This window comes from Vibrio sp. V33_P6A3T137 (genome assembly GCF_009904835.1).
GTDB classification, from domain to species: Bacteria; Pseudomonadota; Gammaproteobacteria; order Enterobacterales; family Vibrionaceae; genus Vibrio; species Vibrio metschnikovii.
Genome location: NZ_WXWK01000034.1, coordinates 1 through 18,658, shown reverse-complemented (window position 1 = coordinate 18,658; position 18,658 = coordinate 1). Strand labels below are relative to the sequence as shown.

At 42.6% G+C, this 18,658-nt stretch carries 18 protein-coding genes and 1 tRNA gene; 14 read left to right on the top strand and 5 right to left on the bottom strand.

The features are described 5' to 3' along the window. Positions 1-249 precede the first annotated feature (249 nt). Together CAG60_RS02600 and CAG60_RS02595 are read left to right on the top strand one after the other, a co-directional pair. Positions 250-987 carry a pseudouridine synthase gene (locus CAG60_RS02600; RefSeq protein ID WP_072670380.1) on the top strand — a complete coding sequence of 246 codons (738 nt, stop codon included), beginning with the start codon at positions 250-252 and terminating at the stop codon, positions 985-987. A 64-nt stretch (positions 988-1,051) separates the two neighbouring features. Next, positions 1,052-2,014, top strand: coding sequence for a D-2-hydroxyacid dehydrogenase (locus CAG60_RS02595; protein ID WP_161438205.1), 963 nt, complete (start codon positions 1,052-1,054; stop codon positions 2,012-2,014). 62 nt (positions 2,015-2,076) lie between these two features. Here the strand turns inward: CAG60_RS02595 and CAG60_RS02590 are convergent, their stop codons facing one another. From CAG60_RS02590 to pepA, 3 genes are all read right to left on the bottom strand, one after another. Continuing rightward, positions 2,077-4,935, bottom strand: coding sequence for a valine--tRNA ligase (locus CAG60_RS02590; protein ID WP_161438204.1), 2,859 nt, complete (start codon positions 4,933-4,935; stop codon positions 2,077-2,079). 94 nt (positions 4,936-5,029) lie between these two features. After that, positions 5,030-5,479 (bottom strand): DNA polymerase III subunit chi, encoded by a 450-nt coding sequence (locus CAG60_RS02585; RefSeq protein WP_158138932.1) that lies wholly within the window; start codon positions 5,477-5,479, stop codon positions 5,030-5,032. A gap of 54 nt (positions 5,480-5,533) precedes the next feature. Then, the gene (gene pepA, locus CAG60_RS02580; RefSeq protein WP_004394608.1) at positions 5,534-7,042 is read right to left on the bottom strand and encodes a leucyl aminopeptidase; all 1,509 of its coding nucleotides are present in this window, start codon (positions 7,040-7,042) and stop codon (positions 5,534-5,536) included. A gap of 192 nt (positions 7,043-7,234) precedes the next feature. Here pepA and lptF point away from each other — a divergent pair, with 192 nt between their 5' ends. Then, positions 7,235-8,338 (top strand): LPS export ABC transporter permease LptF, encoded by a 1,104-nt coding sequence (gene lptF, locus CAG60_RS02575; protein ID WP_004394609.1) that lies wholly within the window; start codon positions 7,235-7,237, stop codon positions 8,336-8,338. A gap of 3 nt (positions 8,339-8,341) precedes the next feature. Continuing rightward, a complete protein-coding gene (gene lptG, locus CAG60_RS02570; RefSeq protein WP_004394610.1) occupies positions 8,342-9,412 on the top strand; it encodes an LPS export ABC transporter permease LptG in 1,071 nt (356 codons plus the stop codon). Positions 9,413-9,508: 96 nt separating this feature from the next. On the opposite strand, the gene CAG60_RS02565 is transcribed toward lptG, so the two are convergent. Beyond that, positions 9,509-9,985 carry an RDD family protein gene (locus tag CAG60_RS02565; RefSeq protein WP_161438203.1) on the bottom strand — a complete coding sequence of 159 codons (477 nt, stop codon included), beginning with the start codon at positions 9,983-9,985 and terminating at the stop codon, positions 9,509-9,511. A gap of 189 nt (positions 9,986-10,174) precedes the next feature. On the opposite strand from CAG60_RS02565, the gene CAG60_RS02560 reads away from it, so the two are divergent. From CAG60_RS02560 to CAG60_RS02530, 7 genes are all read left to right on the top strand, one after another. Then, a tRNA-Leu gene (locus CAG60_RS02560) sits at positions 10,175-10,259 on the top strand. Positions 10,260-10,822: 563 nt separating this feature from the next. Then, positions 10,823-11,695 (top strand): HAD family hydrolase, encoded by an 873-nt coding sequence (locus tag CAG60_RS02555; protein ID WP_075988117.1) that lies wholly within the window; start codon positions 10,823-10,825, stop codon positions 11,693-11,695. Further along, entirely contained in the window at positions 11,692-12,354 is a 663-nt protein-coding gene (locus CAG60_RS02550) for a hypothetical protein (RefSeq protein WP_158138928.1), read from the top strand. The genes CAG60_RS02555 and CAG60_RS02550 overlap by 4 nt, the downstream gene beginning before the upstream one ends. A gap of 111 nt (positions 12,355-12,465) precedes the next feature. Continuing rightward, entirely contained in the window at positions 12,466-13,701 is a 1,236-nt protein-coding gene (locus CAG60_RS02545; RefSeq protein WP_158138927.1) for a tyrosine-type recombinase/integrase, read from the top strand. A 102-nt stretch (positions 13,702-13,803) separates the two neighbouring features. Then, on the top strand, positions 13,804-14,187 hold the full coding sequence (locus tag CAG60_RS02540) for a hypothetical protein (protein ID WP_158138926.1): 384 nt from the start codon (positions 13,804-13,806) through the stop codon (positions 14,185-14,187). A gap of 44 nt (positions 14,188-14,231) precedes the next feature. Further along, positions 14,232-14,762, top strand: coding sequence for a hypothetical protein (locus tag CAG60_RS02535; RefSeq protein ID WP_158138925.1), 531 nt, complete (start codon positions 14,232-14,234; stop codon positions 14,760-14,762). A gap of 70 nt (positions 14,763-14,832) precedes the next feature. Continuing rightward, a complete protein-coding gene (locus CAG60_RS02530; protein WP_158138924.1) occupies positions 14,833-15,264 on the top strand; it encodes a DUF2787 domain-containing protein in 432 nt (143 codons plus the stop codon). A 270-nt stretch (positions 15,265-15,534) separates the two neighbouring features. Here CAG60_RS02530 and CAG60_RS02525 read toward each other — a convergent pair whose 3' ends face one another. Next, the gene (locus tag CAG60_RS02525) at positions 15,535-16,392 is read right to left on the bottom strand and encodes a helix-turn-helix transcriptional regulator (RefSeq protein WP_158138923.1); all 858 of its coding nucleotides are present in this window, start codon (positions 16,390-16,392) and stop codon (positions 15,535-15,537) included. Positions 16,393-16,610: 218 nt separating this feature from the next. On the opposite strand from CAG60_RS02525, the gene CAG60_RS02520 reads away from it, so the two are divergent. From CAG60_RS02520 to CAG60_RS16485, 3 genes are all read left to right on the top strand, one after another. Next, a complete protein-coding gene (locus tag CAG60_RS02520; protein ID WP_158138922.1) occupies positions 16,611-17,243 on the top strand; it encodes a TM2 domain-containing protein in 633 nt (210 codons plus the stop codon). Positions 17,244-17,368: 125 nt separating this feature from the next. Then, on the top strand, positions 17,369-17,752 hold the full coding sequence (locus tag CAG60_RS02515) for a hypothetical protein (RefSeq protein WP_158138921.1): 384 nt from the start codon (positions 17,369-17,371) through the stop codon (positions 17,750-17,752). A gap of 73 nt (positions 17,753-17,825) precedes the next feature. Beyond that, a complete protein-coding gene (locus CAG60_RS16485; protein ID WP_158138920.1) occupies positions 17,826-18,035 on the top strand; it encodes a YMGG-like glycine zipper-containing protein in 210 nt (69 codons plus the stop codon). The last annotated feature ends 623 nt before the right edge of the window (positions 18,036-18,658 follow it).

Here is an 18,658-nt window from a genome sequence, read left to right as displayed (position 1 = left end):
CATGGGGATGAACTCACTTGCCGCCTACCTGCAACTCCAAGGGATGTGGGTATATGAATTATTGATCTTATGTCAATATATCGTATCAATATCATAGGTTAACATTCTGTCAACTTTTAGTTACGTTTTCGGTGGAGTTACTAAGCTCAAGCGATGCATAAAGTGCCGATCATCCCTCTTACTATCAATCTGCAACTTGACCCTATTTAAGTATATAATGCGGCGTTTTTTCCTGATGAGACAATAATAATGGCGATGATTGAATACCATCCCCCCACCGATCCGTGGATAGATGTGGTGTATGAAGATGAGTATATTTTGGCGGTCAATAAACCGTCAGGATTACTCTCTGTGCCCGGCAAACATATTGAGCATTATGACAGTATGTGGAGTCGTTTGGTGGCTGAGCATTCTGAAATCCAAGTCGTGCATCGTTTAGATATGTCGACGTCAGGTTTAATGCTGTTTGCTAAGAATAAATACATGGAAGCGGCGCTGAAAAAGCAGTTTCAGTATCGATTAACCCATAAAGTCTACTATGCGCGAGTATGGGGCAAACTTGAGCAGCAGCAAGGTGAAGTTGATTTACCATTAATTTGCGATTGGCCGAATCGTCCGCGACAAAAAGTCTGTTTTGAGCACGGTAAAGCATCGAAAACCTTGTATCAGGTGGTTAAGCAAGAGGATCAGACAACGATTGTTCGTTTGTTTCCTGTCACGGGGCGTTCTCATCAGTTACGGGTACATATGTTAGCGATTGGGCATCCGATAGTCGGTGACGAGTTTTATGCTTCTCCGGAGGCATTAGCTTTTTCTGATCGATTAGCCCTGCACGCAGCAGAACTCAGTTTTTATCATCCACGCAGTCATTGGCTGCGAACCATTTTTGTACCGTGTGATTTCTATCCCGAAGCTGAGGCGGTGATCTTGGATCATTTTGATCCAGAAAGAAAACTACCGGATTATAAAACTCTACCTCGTCCTTAATGTGATTGAACGAGACGAAGTGAAGTAATCAATGTGCGATTAAAGTGATTTGAGGGAGTGGTTTATGTCATTACTTAACATGGTGTTTTTGGATCGAGCGACGATCCCTCGTCATATTGATCTTCCCGATCTGAGCGTTGCTCACCAGTGGCGAGAGTATGATTTTACGACGCCTGAGCAGGTACTTGAGCGTATCGGTGACGCTGATATCGTGATCACTAATAAAGTGGTACTCACTCGCGAGATACTGGCTCAACTGCCGAAACTCAAGTTAGTCGCGATTTCTGCAACAGGTACGAATAATGTTGATTTACCGGCGTGTCGTGAGCTAAATATTGCGGTGTGTAATGTGCAGGGGTACGCGACTCAATCGGTCCCTGAACATGTTATTGCGATGATGTTTGCTTTAAGGCGCAATCTCTTTGGGTATCATCAAGATATTGCTGCCGGAGAGTGGCAGCGCAATAAGCAGTTCTGTTTCTTTACTCATCCGATTGGTGATATTGCCGGTAGTGTGATGGGTATTATTGGTGGTGGATCGCTCGGTAAAGCAACGGCAGCCCTAGCTCAATCATTAGGGATGCAAGTGATGTTTGCAGAACACAAAGGTGCTGAGTCTTGCCGTGAAGGGTATGTTCGTTTTGAGCAGGTATTAACGACGGCTGATGTATTAACACTGCATTGTCCTTTAACGGCAGCGACCACCCATTTAATCAGTCAGCCAGAGTTGGCGTTAATGAAACCGAATGCGCTGGTTATTAATACCGGTCGAGGGGGATTAATTGATGAAGTGGCTCTGGTGGATGCGTTAAAGCAACGTCGTATTGCTGGAGCTGGGGTGGATGTGTTTACTCAAGAGCCCGCTGACATGGGGAATCCACTGATTGCCAATATGGACTTACCGAATTTATTACTTACTCCACATGTTGCTTGGGGAAGTGATAGTGCCATTCAACGTCTGGTGACGATACTAATCGCTAATATCGAGGCATTTATTGCTGGAAAGTCGCAAAATAGGTTGGTTTAGTCACGGGGTATAAAGAGAAAGGCAGCGCTATCGCTGCCTTTCTTGTTAAGTAAAGATGATATTTATAAAGCGCTGATAGTGGCTTTTTGTTCGATTAACTTCACTAGGGTTTCTTGATAGCTATTGAGTTTGTCACGCTCGACAGCAACCACTGCTTCTGGGGCTTTAGCGACAAACCCTTGATTGCTCAGTTTGCCTTCGATGCGTTTGATCTCGCCTTCGGTTTTGGCGATTTCTTTCGCTAGACGCTCAAGTTCAGCTTGTTTATCAATCAATCCTGCCATCGGGATCATCAATTCCGATTTGCCGACCAGTGCGGTAGCACAAGCTGGCGTTACTTCATTGCTTTCAATCACTCGTACGGACTCAAGTTTGGCGAGAGAAATCAGCACAGGTTTATTGGCTTCAACGCGTGCGGCATCTTCTTCGCTAGCAACTTTTAACATCACCGATAAAGGTTTGCCCGGATTAATGTCATATTCAGCACGTAGGTTACGAATGCTGGTAATAAAGGCTTTTACCCATTCAATATCATCCAGTGCCTGTTGATTAAAGTTCTCTGGATTATATTGAGGTAGTGCTTGGAGCATGATGGTCTCGCCCTCAACCCCGTCAACCAGAGGCTTGATGCTTTGCCAGATGGTTTCGGTAATATAAGGGATCACCGGGTGAGCCAAACGCAGTGTTTTTTCGAGAACGGTAATAAGGGTGCGACGCGTACCGCGTTGCTGAGCTTCAGACCCTTTCCAAAGAATGGGTTTGGTTAGCTCTAGATACCAGTCACAGAATTGGTTCCAGATAAACTCGTATAAGGTATTTGCAGCCATATCTAATCGGAAATTATTGATATGGTTATTAAACTCTTTGGCTGCTAGCTCAAACTGGGATTCAATCCACTTGTCGGCCAGTGAGTACTCGATCTCACCAGCAGTAAACCCACAGTCTTGCGCTTCGGTATTCATTAACACGTAACGGCTGGCATTCCACAACTTATTACAGAAGTTACGGTAGCCCTCTAAGCGTTTCATATCCCAGTTAATATCACGACCGGTTGAAGCCATGGCTGCTAGCGTGAAGCGCAGTGCGTCGGTTCCATAAGGTTCGATACCGCTTTCAAACGTTTTACGCGTGTTTTTCTCGATTTTAGCGGCAAGTTGAGGCTGCATCATGTTGCCACAACGTTTCTCAACTAATGACTCTAGATCAATACCATCGATCATATCGATAGGATCGAGGACATTACCTTTCGATTTTGACATTTTATCGCCATTTTCATCACGGATAAGGCCGGTGACATAAACGGTTTTAAATGGGACTTGAGGTTTGCCATTTTCATCTTTACAGAAATGCATGGTCATCATGATCATCCGTGCTACCCAGAAGAAAATAATGTCAAAGCCTGTCACCAATACATCTGATGGATGGAAGGTTTTTAGTGCATCGGTATTTTCTGGCCAGCCTTGTGTACCAAACGTCCAGAGAGCAGAGGAGAACCACGTATCTAACACATCGTTATCTTGCTTAAGCACTACGACTGGTGCAAGGTTGTGTTTAGTTCGGACTTCTTGTTCATCACGACCGACATAAACGTTGCCATCATTATCATACCAAGCCGGAATACGATGTCCCCACCAGAGCTGACGAGAAATACACCAATCTTGTACGTCGCGCATCCAAGAGAAGTACATGTTTTCGTATTGCTTAGGCACAAACTGAATGTCACCGTTTTCGACGGCTTCGACGGCTGTTTTTGCTAATGGAGCTGTGCGCACATACCATTGATCGGTCAGCATCGGTTCAATTACGACACCACCACGATCACCGTACGGTACGGTCAGATCATGATCTTTGATTTCATCCAGTAAGCCCAGTTCGGTAAATTCAGCAACGATTGCTTTGCGTGCGGCAAAACGCTCCATACCGTGGTATTTTTCTGGAAGCTCACTGCTGTACACATCACTTGCTTCACCATTACTATTAAACACTTCGGCAGCATCACGAATGTTGGCATCAAAGGTGAGAATGTTGATCATCGGTAATTGATGGCGTTTACCCACTTCATAGTCATTGAAGTCATGAGCTGGAGTGATTTTTACACAACCCGTGCCTTTTTCCATATCGGCGTGCTCATCGGCAACGATAGGAATGCGGCGATTAACGATCGGGAGTAAAATTTCTTTACCGATCAATGCTTGGTAACGAGGATCTTCAGGGTTAACCGCGACACCAGTATCACCGAGCATGGTTTCAGGACGAGTGGTGGCGACGACGATATAATCTTTACCGTCCGCAGTTTTAATACCATCGGCTAACGGATAGCGGAAATGCCACATGTGGCCTTTGATATCTTTATTTTCAACTTCAAGATCGGAAATCGCGGTGTGCAGTTTTGGATCCCAGTTAACAAGACGTTTGCCACGATAGATCAAATCATCTTCATACAAACGAACAAACACTTCTTGCACGGCATTTGATAGGCCATCGTCCATGGTAAAGCGTTCACGCTCCCAATCGACGGAAGCCCCTAGACGACGTAGCTGTTGAGTAATCGTACCGCCAGATTCAGCCTTCCACTCCCAAATCTTGTCGATAAACGCTTCACGACCATAATCATGCTTCGTTTTGCCTTCTTCTGCAGCAATTTTGCGTTCAACGACCATTTGGGTAGCGATACCGGCGTGATCCGTTCCAACTTGCCATAAGGTATTTTTACCCTTCATGCGCTCGCAACGGATCAAAGTATCCATGATGGTATCTTGGAAGGCGTGACCCATATGAAGGCTACCAGTGACGTTCGGTGGCGGGATCATAATGCTGTACGCTGGTTTTGAAGTGTCACCGTGTGGCTTAAAGTAGCCGTTCTCTTCCCAAGTCTGATAGAGAGCTTGTTCGATTGCTGTTGGGTTATATGTCTTTTCCATAATGCTCTTAAATGGATACTGTGAATGGTTAATCTTAGTCAAACTTCATAAGTGAAGGATCTTGGTCAAGATCGCCTTAACTATAAGGTTTGACCTACGGATGCTGTAGCTCGACAGTTTGTAACTGATAGCCTGCTTGACGATAGATTTTATATCGTTCACGTGCCAGCTGCTTGGTTTTTTCTTCGCAGGGGACGAAGTCTACCACCTCTCTAAAGGCGTTCGCAAAGGTTGTATGATTATCGGCCAGATTTATTACCAATTGGCGGTTGTAGCTTGGCTTCACTCCGTGATAACCAATCTCAATCGGAGTGCCATATTTGGGACCTTCACCGATCAGGTTATGAGCGATAAACTGAGTGGGCTCAACTTGCCAAAAGCGTTCCGCTAACTGTTCTGCGTGAAGCTGGTCTTGGCAATGTACGTACACCTTGGCACCTTGCCGAGCAAAATGGTGCGCTAGGTAAACAATATAGTGCTCAAATCCTGTAATGGTCGCTTGAGGGCTATCATTAGCAATTAAATAAAAGGTTGCGGTTGCCATTGGTTACCTCACATTGATTGCAATAAAAAAGGGCCGTTTGGCCCTTTTTGAGGTTTATTCCTCGCTATCGTGGCCACTACGATTGAGGAGAAATTGCACTAACATCGAGACTGGACGTCCAGTCGAACCTTTGGCAGCTCCTGATTTCCAAGCTGTACCAGCCACATCAATATGTGCCCAGTTATATTTCTTGGTAAACTTCGATAAGAAACATCCTGCGGTGATGGCACCACCTGGACGACCGCCGATATTAGCCATATCAGCAAACGGGCTCTTTAATTGTTCATGATATTCATCTGCTAGCGGTAAACGCCAAGCACGATCACTTGATTGCTCAGAGGCGTTGATCAACTCATGAGCCAGAGGGTTATGGTTCGACATAACGGCACTGATGTGATGACCAAGAGCAATGACGCAAGCTCCCGTTAAGGTTGCGACATCAATGACGCAATCGGGTTCAAAACGCTCAACATAAGTTAGAGCATCACACAGTACTAATCGCCCTTCAGCATCGGTATTCAATACTTCAACGGTTTGGCCTGACATGGTAGTCAGGATATCGCCTGGGCGATAGGCATTACTGCCAGGCATATTTTCACAACCAGCCAAAATACCCACCACATTAATGGGTAGATTCAGCTTTGCCAGTGCCTTCATGGCACCAAACACTGAAGCTGCGCCACACATGTCGTATTTCATCTCATCCATGGCTTCGCCTGGTTTGAGTGAGATACCGCCTGAATCAAAGGTTAAGCCTTTACCAACCAGCACAATCGGTTTTGCTGTTGGGTCTGCGTGTCCTTTATATTCGATCACCGACATCATGGATTCATTTTTCGAACCTCGGCCTACCGCTAAATAAGACGTCATACCGAGTTTTTCCATCTCTTCTTCACCAATGATTTTGGTGGTGATGGTCGGATAATCGTCCGCTAAACGACGGGCTTGAGAAGCCAAATAGGCTGGGTTGGCGATATTCGGTGGCATATTACCAAGATCTTTACTGGCTTTCACACCAGAAGCAATCGCTAAACCATGGTTGATGGCTCGTTCACCTAAGCTTAATTCTCGGCGAGTTGGAACATTAAATACCAGCTTACGCAGTGGGCGACGAGTTTCTGGCTTAACACTTTTAAATTGATCAAAGGTATACAAACCATCTTTAGTTGCTTCTACGGCTTGACGAACTTTCCAGTAGGTGTCGCGGCCTTTAACGTGTAACTCAGTTAAGAAGCATACCGCTTCCATTGAGCCAGTTTCGTTAAGAGTGCTAATGGTTTTTTGGATGATCTCTTTATATTGACGTTCACCCAGTTCACGCTCTTTACCACAGCCAACCAGTAATACTCGTTCAGACAAGACTCCCGGAACTTGATGCAACAGCAGCATCTGGCCCGGTTTTCCTTCTAGATCACCGCGACGCAATAGTGAACTGATGTAGCCATCACTGATTTTATCAAGCTGTTCTGCTACTGGAGAAAGTCGGCGTGGTTCAAAAACCCCCACCACAATGCATGCACTGCGTTGTTTTTCTGGGCTACCACTTTTAACACTGAACTCCATGCGTACTCCTACATCCTAAAGACAAATAGAACTAAATGTTAGATAATGCATTCTTACTTGATGAATCCGTTAATGGATCAACCTATAGTTTAGGTGTTCTAACAGATAGCGAAATTTTAAAAAAATAAAAGGTTCAACGGGAAATTATAGTGATTCAATCAAAAAAACAAGTTTTGCATAGGTTATTTCAGCGTGATTATTGTTAGATATTTGATCAGAGAGACATTAAAGAGCCAGTTTGCGATCTTTTTCGTGCTGTTTTTAGTGTTTTTGAGCCAAAAATTCATTCGTGTTCTCGCTGATGCTTCGGATGGTGAAATTCCTGCGCGAATGATCCTATCAATCGTCGCGTTAAATATGCCAGCGATGGGATTGCTCATGCTGCCGCTGAGCTTATACATCGGTATTCTGCTGACCTTTGGTCGCTTGTACGCAGAAAGCGAAATCACCGTAATGAACGCAACGGGTATCGGCAATAAGTTTCTGATCCGCGCCGCGCTTTACTTAGCGATCATTACCTCAAGTGCCGCGGCTTTTAATGCTTTTTGGTTATCGCCATGGAGCCAAGATAAAGAAGCTCAACTCATTGAACAGTTAGCGGCGGAAAGTAGCGTTGATTTATTACAAAAAGGTCAATTTCAGCGCTCGCCAGATGGTTCATCAGTGGTTTTTATTGATAACATCGAAAATAGAAAGTTACAGAATGTTTTTGTCGCACAGCTTGCCCCCCGTCAATCGATTTTACCTAGCGTGATGTTTTCTGATTCTGGCGAAGTCAAAGAATTGAGTGATGGCCGGCAGATGATCACTATGCATAATGGGGTTCGTTATGAAGGGGTTCCGACGCGATTAGACTATATGATCACGCGTTTTGATCAATACGAAGGCTTAATTGGTCAACGCTCGGTCAAGGCTAAAGGACGTGATTGGCAAGAAACGCCGACTTTAGCTCTGATTCGGAATCCTGACTCGCGTGCGCAAGCAGAGCTGCAATGGCGTATTTCATTGGTATTGTGTATTCCACTATTAACAATGTTGGTGGTGCCACTGTCGGCAGTCAATCCGAGACAGGGACGATTCGCCAAAATGGGCCCCGCCATTTTGATTTATTTAACCTATTTCTTAACCATCAGCGCCATGAAATCGGCTTTAGAAGATGGAACGATTCCGATTGAAATCGGTATGTGGCCCATCAACGCCGCCTTGTTATTTGCAGCGATTATTGCAAATACCTTGGATAGCGTATGGGTAAGAAAGATGAAAGACAAATTCAGACCAAAGCGCAAGGTGGCCTAATTCGTGTTTAAAATTTTAGATTGGTATATCGGGCGAACTATTATTGCTACCACAACTCTTGTACTGGTGACCTTCGTGGGCTTGTCCGGCATTATTAAATATGTTGAACAGTTAAGAAAAGTTGGCGATGGCAGCTATGATCTTTTGCAAGCCTTGTTTTTTGTGCTGTTAAGTGTGCCGCGTGATGTGGAAATGTTTTTTCCTATGGCGGCGCTACTGGGTGCGCTCATCGGTTTAGGAGCCTTAGCCGCCAGTTCAGAATTAGTGGTGATGCAAGCCTCTGGCTTTTCTAAATTAGATATCGGTTTATCGGTGCTCAAAACCGCGATTCCCTTAATGATTATTGTTACGTTACTGGGTGAATGGGGCGCTCCTCAAGCTCAAAAAATGGCGCGTGATATGCGCGCCTTCGCAACCTCTGGTGGTAATATCCTTTCCGTAAGGACAGGTGTATGGGCCAGAGACGCCAATGATTTTATCTTTGTTGCGAAGATTGATAATGAACGCCTCTATGGTCTGAATATGTGGCGTTTTGATGAGCAGAAACAGCTTCGTCATGTGGTATTTGCTGAACAGGTGGATTATCTAGGTGATAATCATTGGTTAATGAAACAAGTACAAATAACTGATTTACAAGATAATGTGGTTTTAACCAAACAGTATTTAGATGTCTACCAATGGCGTACGGCTTTAGCACCCGATAAATTAGCGGTTGTGACGGTTAAACCTGAAGAGCTCGCCTTAAGCGGCCTTTACGATTATGTACATTACTTGAAAGCCTCTGAGCAAGACGCCTCTCGTTATGAATTAGCCTTGTGGCGTAAATTGACTCAACCATTCTCGATTGGTGTGATGATGTTGATGGCATTGTCATTTATTTTTGGTCCACTGCGCAGCGTAACCATGGGAGCGAGAATTCTTTCTGGGGTGATTGCGGGTTTCACTTTTTACATTTCCAGTGAGTTTTTTGGTCCATTAAGCTTAGTTTACGGTTTCCCCCCAGCTTTTGGTGCTATTGCCCCTAGCTTGGTCTTTCTCACGATTGCCGTTATGTTATTACGTCGTAAGTTGTAGAATGAAACAAAGAAGGGGAGATAATTTATCTCCCCTTTCTTCTTTTCGAGCAAGATACCTTTCTTTTTAGAGCTCAACGTAGCTTGGTTATGCGTTTCAACGAGATTGATTGACTACAACCACTTCTGTCTTCGCCCATATATCTTGAAAACTGCGTTTTTGTGGATCAATCAGCACGGTTAGATTCCCTAATCCTAGCCCTGCAGTTGCAAGCCGAATAAGAGCTTGTGTGGTCGTAATTAAGCTACCGTCTTGATTACGGACCAAGATCTTCGATGCTTTCATACCTAAGGTTTGCCCATGCTTGGTCCAACAATAAACAAAAAAGTAAATCCAAATAGAGGCCAGATACAAGGTATAGGCTGGACTGAAAGTGGGATGACGAGTTAAAAATTGGCTGACATTTTGATAAGGGCCATAACTTAGGACACCAATGGCGACTAAGGTTTCTAAAATAACCATTATCATACCGCCCGCGACGATCAACAAAGAAACAACAATCAATGAATCATAGACTAGAGCGGTCAATCGGCGGAAAAATCCGGCTGACAGTAAGGTTGAAGTTTTATTCATAGTCGTCTGTGTAAAGTGCGATAAATGACCATCAGCATATCGGTAGTTTGTCGCTCTTGAAAGAGAGTTAGAAAAACAAGAGGCGTTGTGGCGAAATATTCAGCAAACGATTTGTTTTTCAATATTTTGTTATTGCGCTAGCGTCGTTCTTACGTATAATGCCGAACATCAGATGGCAATAGCCAAGATGCCGATGTGGTGAAATTGGTAGACACGACGGATTCAAAATCCGTTTCCTTCGGGAGTGGCGGTTCAAGTCCGCCCATCGGTACCATTATTTATACAACAAAGCCTCGACGTAAGTCGGGGCTTTGTTGTTTCTAAGCTAATCAAAAACTTACCTCATTTCCCCTTTCTTGTTATCGGCGCTTTTCTCGCTCCGATAGACTCACTTTATCCGTCTTGAAAAAGCTTTCATGGTCCATTCATGGTTCATCGCATGACGATTCTGTGCGCAAGGGAATCCTAGTAAATCCAACAAACTCCGGTGACTGCTAACTCACAAGCTAGTATTGCCAAGGGTTGCGGACTGGAAGAACCATGGTCGTACCATGGTGACTTTACGGTGCTATGTACTTCTGGTTTGACTGCTATGTGGATATTGATCGTTTTGATAGATTGTCGAAAACAGTTTTGTTATGGGTGGTTTCGCAGTGTGTGTGGTTAGTGCGTTGGGGATATCAACTTAACTATCATTTTGAGTGTTTTGGAAGTATGGCATTTGGTGTTACTTATCTACTTTAGTCGTGAATGATAGTGGCTTACCTTTGAATGGTAGCTCTCTAGTGTTAACCTGTCGGGAGAATTGATTCACGCGACTTAGATTAGAGTAGTTAAATGAAAAAAACTGTACTCATTACCGATTTAGATAATACTTTATTTGACTGGTTTAGTATTTGGTATGCTAGTAACTCGGCGATGTTTGATAAGGTGTACGAGATAACAGGATTGAGTAGTGACGTGATCCTTCCTGAAGTGAAGAAAATTCACCAAGAACACGGTACTGCCGAGTATGCTTTCTTACTTCAAAATTTACCGTCTTTACTTGCTATGTATGGTTCTGAAGATGGGATCAATGAAGCGCTAGATGAAGCTATTCATGCATTTAGGTCAGAAAGAAGAAAACACCTCCGTTTATATCCTACAGTGGAAGATACTCTTAAAACTTTAAAAAATATTGGTGTCCTAGTTATTGCGTATACAGAGTCTAAGTCATACTACACTTCATATCGACTGAAGAAGCTGGGTTTGGATAACTATATTGATTACTTGTTCTCTCCGCCAGACCACGAACTTCCTGAGGAGTTAGGCTCAGGAACAAAGTTCAGCTTTTCGCTAACTAAACCAAAACACACTCCCGAAGGAGAGACGAAGCCTAACCCGAAGTTGTTACTAGATATTATAAATGACCTTGGGGCTGATGTAGAAGATTGCGTTTATATCGGTGATAGTGAAATGAAAGACATTGAGATGGCGCAACAGGCATGTGTTACAGATGTATTTGCGAGATACGGTACGACTCATTTTGAAAATAATGCCGAAGGTTATGAGTTGTTAAGGGCTGTTACACATTGGACTGATGAAGACGTAGAACGCGAAAAGAGAATTAAAGAGAATTATCATCATATCCCACCAACTTATACGGTGGATAGTTTTTCAGAGTTATTAGAGATATTTAATTTTCAAATGTTTAAAGGTGCTGATTCATGAGTGATGAAACGGACATTGAACTAGAGTATTTGAAACTAAATGTGGAAGTATGGAAGAAAATAGTTGATGTTCAACAACACTTTAACGACCTTGAAATGAAGGTTAGAAACTTTGGATTATTAATCGTTTCTGCCTTTATCAGTGCGATCGGTGTTAGCTTAAAATCCCAATATGAAGCTGAAGTGGTAGGATACAATATTCCTATTGCCTCCTTTCTTGCTCTTGGTTCTTTTATTGTTTGGATGCTGGTTTTTTTAGTAGATGTTTATTGGTATCACCCTCTTCTAAAAGGAGCTGTTCTCAAAGGAATTGAGATGGAGGAACAAATCAAGGCTCAATTACCTAATATTAATTTAACAGGGAAGATTGGTGAAGAAAGCGCTGTCAGTATTCTTGGATTTGAAAATATCAGAAGTACAACGAAAGCAAAGATTTTTTATTTAGGGATCGGTGGCGTTTTACTTATTTTAACAATATTGATTTTCTGTATGGGTAAGCAGATACCTGATATTGGTAATACAAGTTCTCAAAATGTACCTGAGAATACAGAGTCAAAAATCAATGATGTGACGCCTAATTTAGCAAAGGGTGAAGGACAAAATTCAATTGCAATACCTCAAGAGCAGTCAAAGAAATCTAGTGACGGCTTAGTAGAGTGAAATATAAGCTGAATGATACTGTTTTTGTATCGTTCGGCTTTTATTTAACTGTAATAAACAATTATTCAAACGCATATTAACTAATTGAATATTTAGTTAATGGAGGTTTGAATGAGTAAATTACACCGACTCACCACCACTTTCCTCAACAACCTTAAACCCAATCTGGCTAGCGCTAAATCTACCGATTACGAAGTCAATTTATCCGCGATGAGAGACTCTGGTTTACCTACTGGCGTTCGTTGCTTAGTGGGTAAGTCTGGTGGGAAACGCTTCCTGCTGCGTTATACCAGTCCGGTAACAGGTAAAAAGGCATCTATTGGTCTTGGTAAGCACCCTGAAACTGACCTCGCCAAACTGCGCAAAATAGCCAAAGAGTATCGCCAGCTAATTATAGAGGGTGTTGATCCCAAGCTTGAGCGTGACAATCAGACTTCTGAGAAGACGATGACTTTGGATCGGTTCTTTGATGAAGTGTATCTGCCACTGGCAAAGCAGAAACGCAGTTGGAAGGATGATGTTGCTAGATTTTGTTTAGCAAAGTCTATACATCACATATCCATTCATGACCTAACCGCCGCCGATATCATCAAAGTCCAAATGGAGATGCAAAACTCCCTTACAATTAAAGGCACACCGTACGCTCCTGCTTCGATAAATCGTGTTCTAGCCCTGCTTAAAACGATCAATCGTCAAGCATACAAGTTGATGGATGCTCCGCTCATTGCTGACAAGGTGAGCTTGTTGAAAGAAGATAACGTGCGCACTGGTTACTTGTCCGAATCACAGCTAAAGGAGTTCATAGGTCATGCCCTGAATCATGAAGACAAAAGTATTGGCGCGTACCTAGCTTTGCTGTTTTTGACTGGTGCAAGAGATAAGGAACTGCGTTTGCGCTTGAAATCCGATGTGAATTGGGAGGATAAAACGCTCACTATTCCGCATACGAAAAATGGTAGTAGTCACATTTTATTCCTAAGTGATTACATGCTTGATATTTTGAGGTCCGTACCTCATGTGACCAATAATCCGTATCTCTTTCCTGGACGCAAAAAGGGTAAACCCGTAGGGCAACCTAGGCATGCTTTCAAGGCTATCAAAGCCAAGATGGGACTGCCCGACATACCCGGTGATAAAGCGAACCTAACCCTGCATTCAGCTCGCCATACGGTTGGAAGTTTGTTAGCTAGTCAAGGAGTCTCGTTACACGACATAGCCAAGCAGCTCAATCACGCTGACCTGTCATCAACAAGACGCTACTCAAAATTGACTGTAGGGCGTCGGAGAGAGATTGGCTCTCGTTTATCAGATATGGTGACTGCGAAGCCAGAGATACGTTGGGAATGAAGAAGTTAGGTTTAACCAGTTAATTTAGAAATGACATTAGAAAAGCCCCTGTTTAGCGATGAGCTAAACAGGGGCTTTTTCATTATTAAACGGAGATTAGAAATGAAAACAGTAAATAAGTTTGAAGATATTCAAGCACTGCCAATGCCTGATGGTGTGAAAGCAAAACTACTCGATCACTTGATAGAGCCGTTCGGTGATGAAGAAAGTACGAAAGCGTTCTGGGATGAAGTCGGTACGACCTTGTACTTAATTGATGAGTCCGATACCGACGAAACCTTGAGTGAAGAATCTGAGGAAGACCAACACTTCCTACGATTTGTATCTAACTACCCGGAATGGGTGTTGTTGTTAAACGACGATGATTGTCCTTGGCTTTTAGCTGTTGCCATAGTGACCATGGAAGGTGGTGGTGTTTACTGCTGTGCTCCAATGAACAGCCTAACATTCCCTGTCGTCAAGTTAGCTGACCAAGCGGAATCTTAAAACTAAATTAAATCTGAATAATTCCAACTTGAAGGAGGTGCCCTATGGCGCGTAAATCAAACCAACAACAAGAAACGGCTCAACCTGAAATCGTAGAGGGTAATGAGCAAGTCACGGTCACTGACGATAAACCAGTAGACCATTTCACTAATATCGTGCGCGAGGGCAAAGCGAAAAAGCTATCACCGAAAACAGAGAACCATGTGTTCTATGAAATTGCTATTCACGATGAAGAAAGTGAACTTTATATCCGTATGACTGGGAACGAAGGTGGAGGACTACACAGCAAAGAGATGATCCCGCTTAAAGATATCACCGCTGTTTTAGATGTGCAGGGTGATAAACCATTCAAGAGCTCTGTGATGAAATGTGTCTTTTCCGGACAGTCAGCGAATAATGCGGGTTTTATGTGTGGGGTTTGCAGAGGTCTTGGGCTTATCATCCAGTCAGAAAAATCAGTGTTTTTACACGTTTTAGCACCGGACTACGAGCAACGTCGTGATGAGCTCTTGTCTCTAGTAGACTCAGAAATCGAAGCGAATAACCCCCAAAGCGCACCAATTCTCACCAAGTAAGCCTGTTCGGGTACTCCATATCGAGTACCTAACGAGAGTACCTCCTTAACAAACTAAAAGAGATTTTATTATGAACTTAACTTTTGACGTTGAGCGATTACTGCTGCCAGTCAGTGTCGATCTTCAAGATGCTTTATATCGAGTGATCAGCGAATCGGGTAAATGGACATCCATGACCCAATCGGTGGTGATTAACTTCCGTGATCTATCCTACAGTTCGGAAAACGGCGGTTGGCATCCTGTTGAAATAAGGCTTGTCCGCTTCTACGACCAGTGGATCTTTGATTACATCACTGACTTTGCGTATTGCGGGGGGCCTTATCCCGAATTAATTAAAGAGGTGGATTTTAACTTCTCATCTGGAACGGCCAGTTTTTCCTATGTTCAGGAACTACCGATAACAAATAGTGAGGTAATGGAATTCTACTCGATGTGGGAGTCCAACTTTCTCAGTTACGTGGAAATGGGTGTGTTCGATGAGATAAAAGTCACAGCTGAGTGATTCAGCCGCGTCTAATCAAGTAGAAAGCACCATGTATGCACCATAAAGTTGTCAACTCGCAGGCTAATTAATCACTAGCGTCCCATTACTTCAGTTTTATCATGGAGTAATGGGAATGTACCCTTATTAGTCTAGTCAACTGCAACGGATTACTTAAACGTTGTTGTTAACGTACGAATTTGATGGTGTGAGTTATTAATAGTGGATATTGGAGAGCCAAAAGGGAGAGGACCATTTTAGCGTTTTTAGTCGGCTTACGCAGGGGTTTTGTTATAGTCGATCGAGAGAGGCATTCAGTTCGTGTATTAATTCAATTTTCAAACCGGCAGGCGATAATACCTCAATCTTAGGCATCCATACTTTTAAGGTCGGTATTATTTCACTTAGTTTAGTGACACAACTGCTCACCAGTAAACTACCGTCGTTTAGCTCTTTCAATATTTGTTGATTTGGTAGAATACTGTCATTCGTAAAAATAGATGCAATGTCAGGATCTACCTGAATCAACACATCAACATTATCAGCTGTGAGCCATTCCATACCTTGTCGTAAAATTTCTTCCCTAATATTTGGTGTTGGCGTGTATTTCCCTAGGTGTGATTGAACTTGAATGATTTTATTGACTCGATAGGAAAAAAGCATACCAAGCTGAGTTCCAGCTAGATACCAAACTCCACGATCGTTAACGAGCCTGTAGGGATGAACCGACTCAATAAGTTGTCCTTGATAGGTAATGTCGACGATAGATTTTGTGGTTATGGCATCTGATAGTGATTTAAATATAGCTTCAAATTTTTCACTGTTTTCAACCCGTGGGTTCTTGAAAAGTAGATTTTGGTATGAACTATTAAATGCAAGGCTTTTAGGGAGTAATGCCGACAAACCAGAATCATTCATTACTTTTTGAATATTCACCGTTGTGATACATCGTATTGGCGCTAAACGATACCCTTCTGGACACTTGTCTACAGGCGCTTTAATTAGCCTTTCATTAAAGTCTCTACGCAGCGTTTTTTCGCTGACTTGATACTCATGCATTAATTGTTCGATAGAAAGCACCTCTCCCATAAATAGTCGGGTAAGGATATCGCTTAATCGAAAGGCTAACTTTTCACTCTTATCACTCATTTCAATAGGATAACGGTCTAGTTGGACAGGTCGTGTCCAGTCGATTTTAAAAGGTTTACAGAGGAGGCGCTTTCAACTTTGGTATAGGTTTTATTGGGAAAGGGGCTGCTTGATTTTCTTAGAAAAAGCAGTGTGTTGGATTCTTTTGGACGCGACCTGTCCGAGATGTGTTGCATAATAAGTGGTCACTAATTTAAGCATGTATTACAGAGGTAAATATGACAACGATTGTATTTGAACAGCGAGACTCAACGGTCTTAGCCACTAATGATGATTACCAAGCGGTGTTCGAGCATTGCAAAGCGGTATTAATACGGTTGCAAGGTTCTATTAAAAAGGAAGATAAGCAAGCTGGTATGTTAGAAGCGGCTTGGAGGTACGGTATTAACCCCTTTGGTTTACGAGGGACTTTGTTGTTCAGAAAAATGGATGATGGGGCTATTTCTATTACCGTTAAATCAGGTTTTAAAGATAGTTTCAATACAAGTTCTGCCGTCGAAAAAAAGTCGCAAGAGATAGTTCAAGCATTACTTAATCAGCAATCTGAAAATGAAAACACTGCATCACTAACTCCTCCTCCATTCAACGATCTACCTGTAAACCCATCGCGCAATAAAACTAAATTAGCGATGTCGCTACTAACTTTCTTTGGTGGTGGTTTTGGCCTACATAAGTTCTACACTGGTTGCTGGGGATGGGGAGTTGTTTATCTAATAAGCTGCTTCATTATACCCGGTGTATCGGCAGTAGTTGCATTGGTGGAATTTATTCGAGTACTAACATTGTCTAAAGAAAGTTTTGATCAAAAATATAACTTAGCGACACCAAAACCTTTCTCATTCATTTGGTAGACAATAACGAAGTCAGTAGGCGTTATAACTGTGCTCCTTAGGCATGGATGCGGTTTGAAAAGATAGCTTTACTGCGGAAGACGTAGATCGAGATTAAGAAGCAAAACAAATTAAGGAAACTAATCATGAAAACACTCATTAAAGTAACACTGAGCGCATTGCTTATTGTAGGTGGGATCTCAAGCCAAGCCTTTGCGATGGATGAAAAAGCACTTATCCAACTAGCAAAGCAAACCGAGTTTAGAAGCTGTAGTGGTAGATCACTGGAGCAGATCATCAATCGCTCAGTTAATAAGGCCAAATGGTCAGCAGTCAATGATAAATCAGGTGGTAAGAGTGTAACCATCCAAGGAAACTTTAAACAATCTGGTTCGTTAATGGGGATGCAATTCGCTATTAATGAAGATGATTCATTAAGATTGAGGATCATGTTAGTTAACGGTCTGGTAAAGTCGCAAGATGATTCTCTGGTTTACTTTACCAGAATGTGCAAAGGCCAGTCTTTGTAATCAACAGACAGATAGATAGCCCGATAGGTTGTGTACTTATCGGGCTTTTTTTATACCTAAAGAAAGGAGAGAAATGATGTTTTCATTACCAAATGCTAGTACTGGCGCAGTCAAGATACATAAGCAAAATGATAAAGTAGATGTTGAAATCAGACCTAGTGTAAAAGGAGCACTAAAAGGTGCGGCGACGGGGATGTTAATAGGCCGAGCCTTTGGCCCAGCAGGTGTTGCTTTGGGTGCTGGAATTGGTGGCGTACTTGGTTATGTTTTGGAAAGTGATTAGCTGCAGAGTGAGTGATAATCAGTGAGGTGAGGTAAGAAATAGCTAGTGTATGGGATAATATTCATTATCCCATACAGCTAACTTACACCAGTTGAGGGGAGATAATAGAACGATTTTATACAAATGAGAGTGCAACATTCAGGTGTGGTTATTGGAACATCATACCCGCCTACTTTTGATCTGAAGCTTATCGATGTGAGTTAAGTGTATAAGAGTGAGTGTCGATATTAGGCATCAACACCTCAGGATGTAGGTGTGTACTATGGTGTAATACGTAGAAATGGTATTTTTTAACTAATGCGACAAAACGGAAGATAATGCTGGATTGACTAGCTCGTTTTTTGAGCTAGATCTGTTAGCATCCAAATCGACCGTGGGGAGTTAATTACAGTTAATACCATTTGGTTTTTTGTTCTTTTTTTTTTGTTATTTTTTTGTTTTTCTCGATATTATCTTCTTTCTTGCTCGTTTGCTTTGAGTTTTATTCGCGTGTATCGTTCGCTCTGCCTCAGGTTTGGGGCATCCAGTTGGCCAGCCGGATATTATTCTATCGTTATCTCTCATTTATTTATGAGAGCAAAGTGTTTTTATCTAACTTTTTGATAAGGAATTAAATATCATGG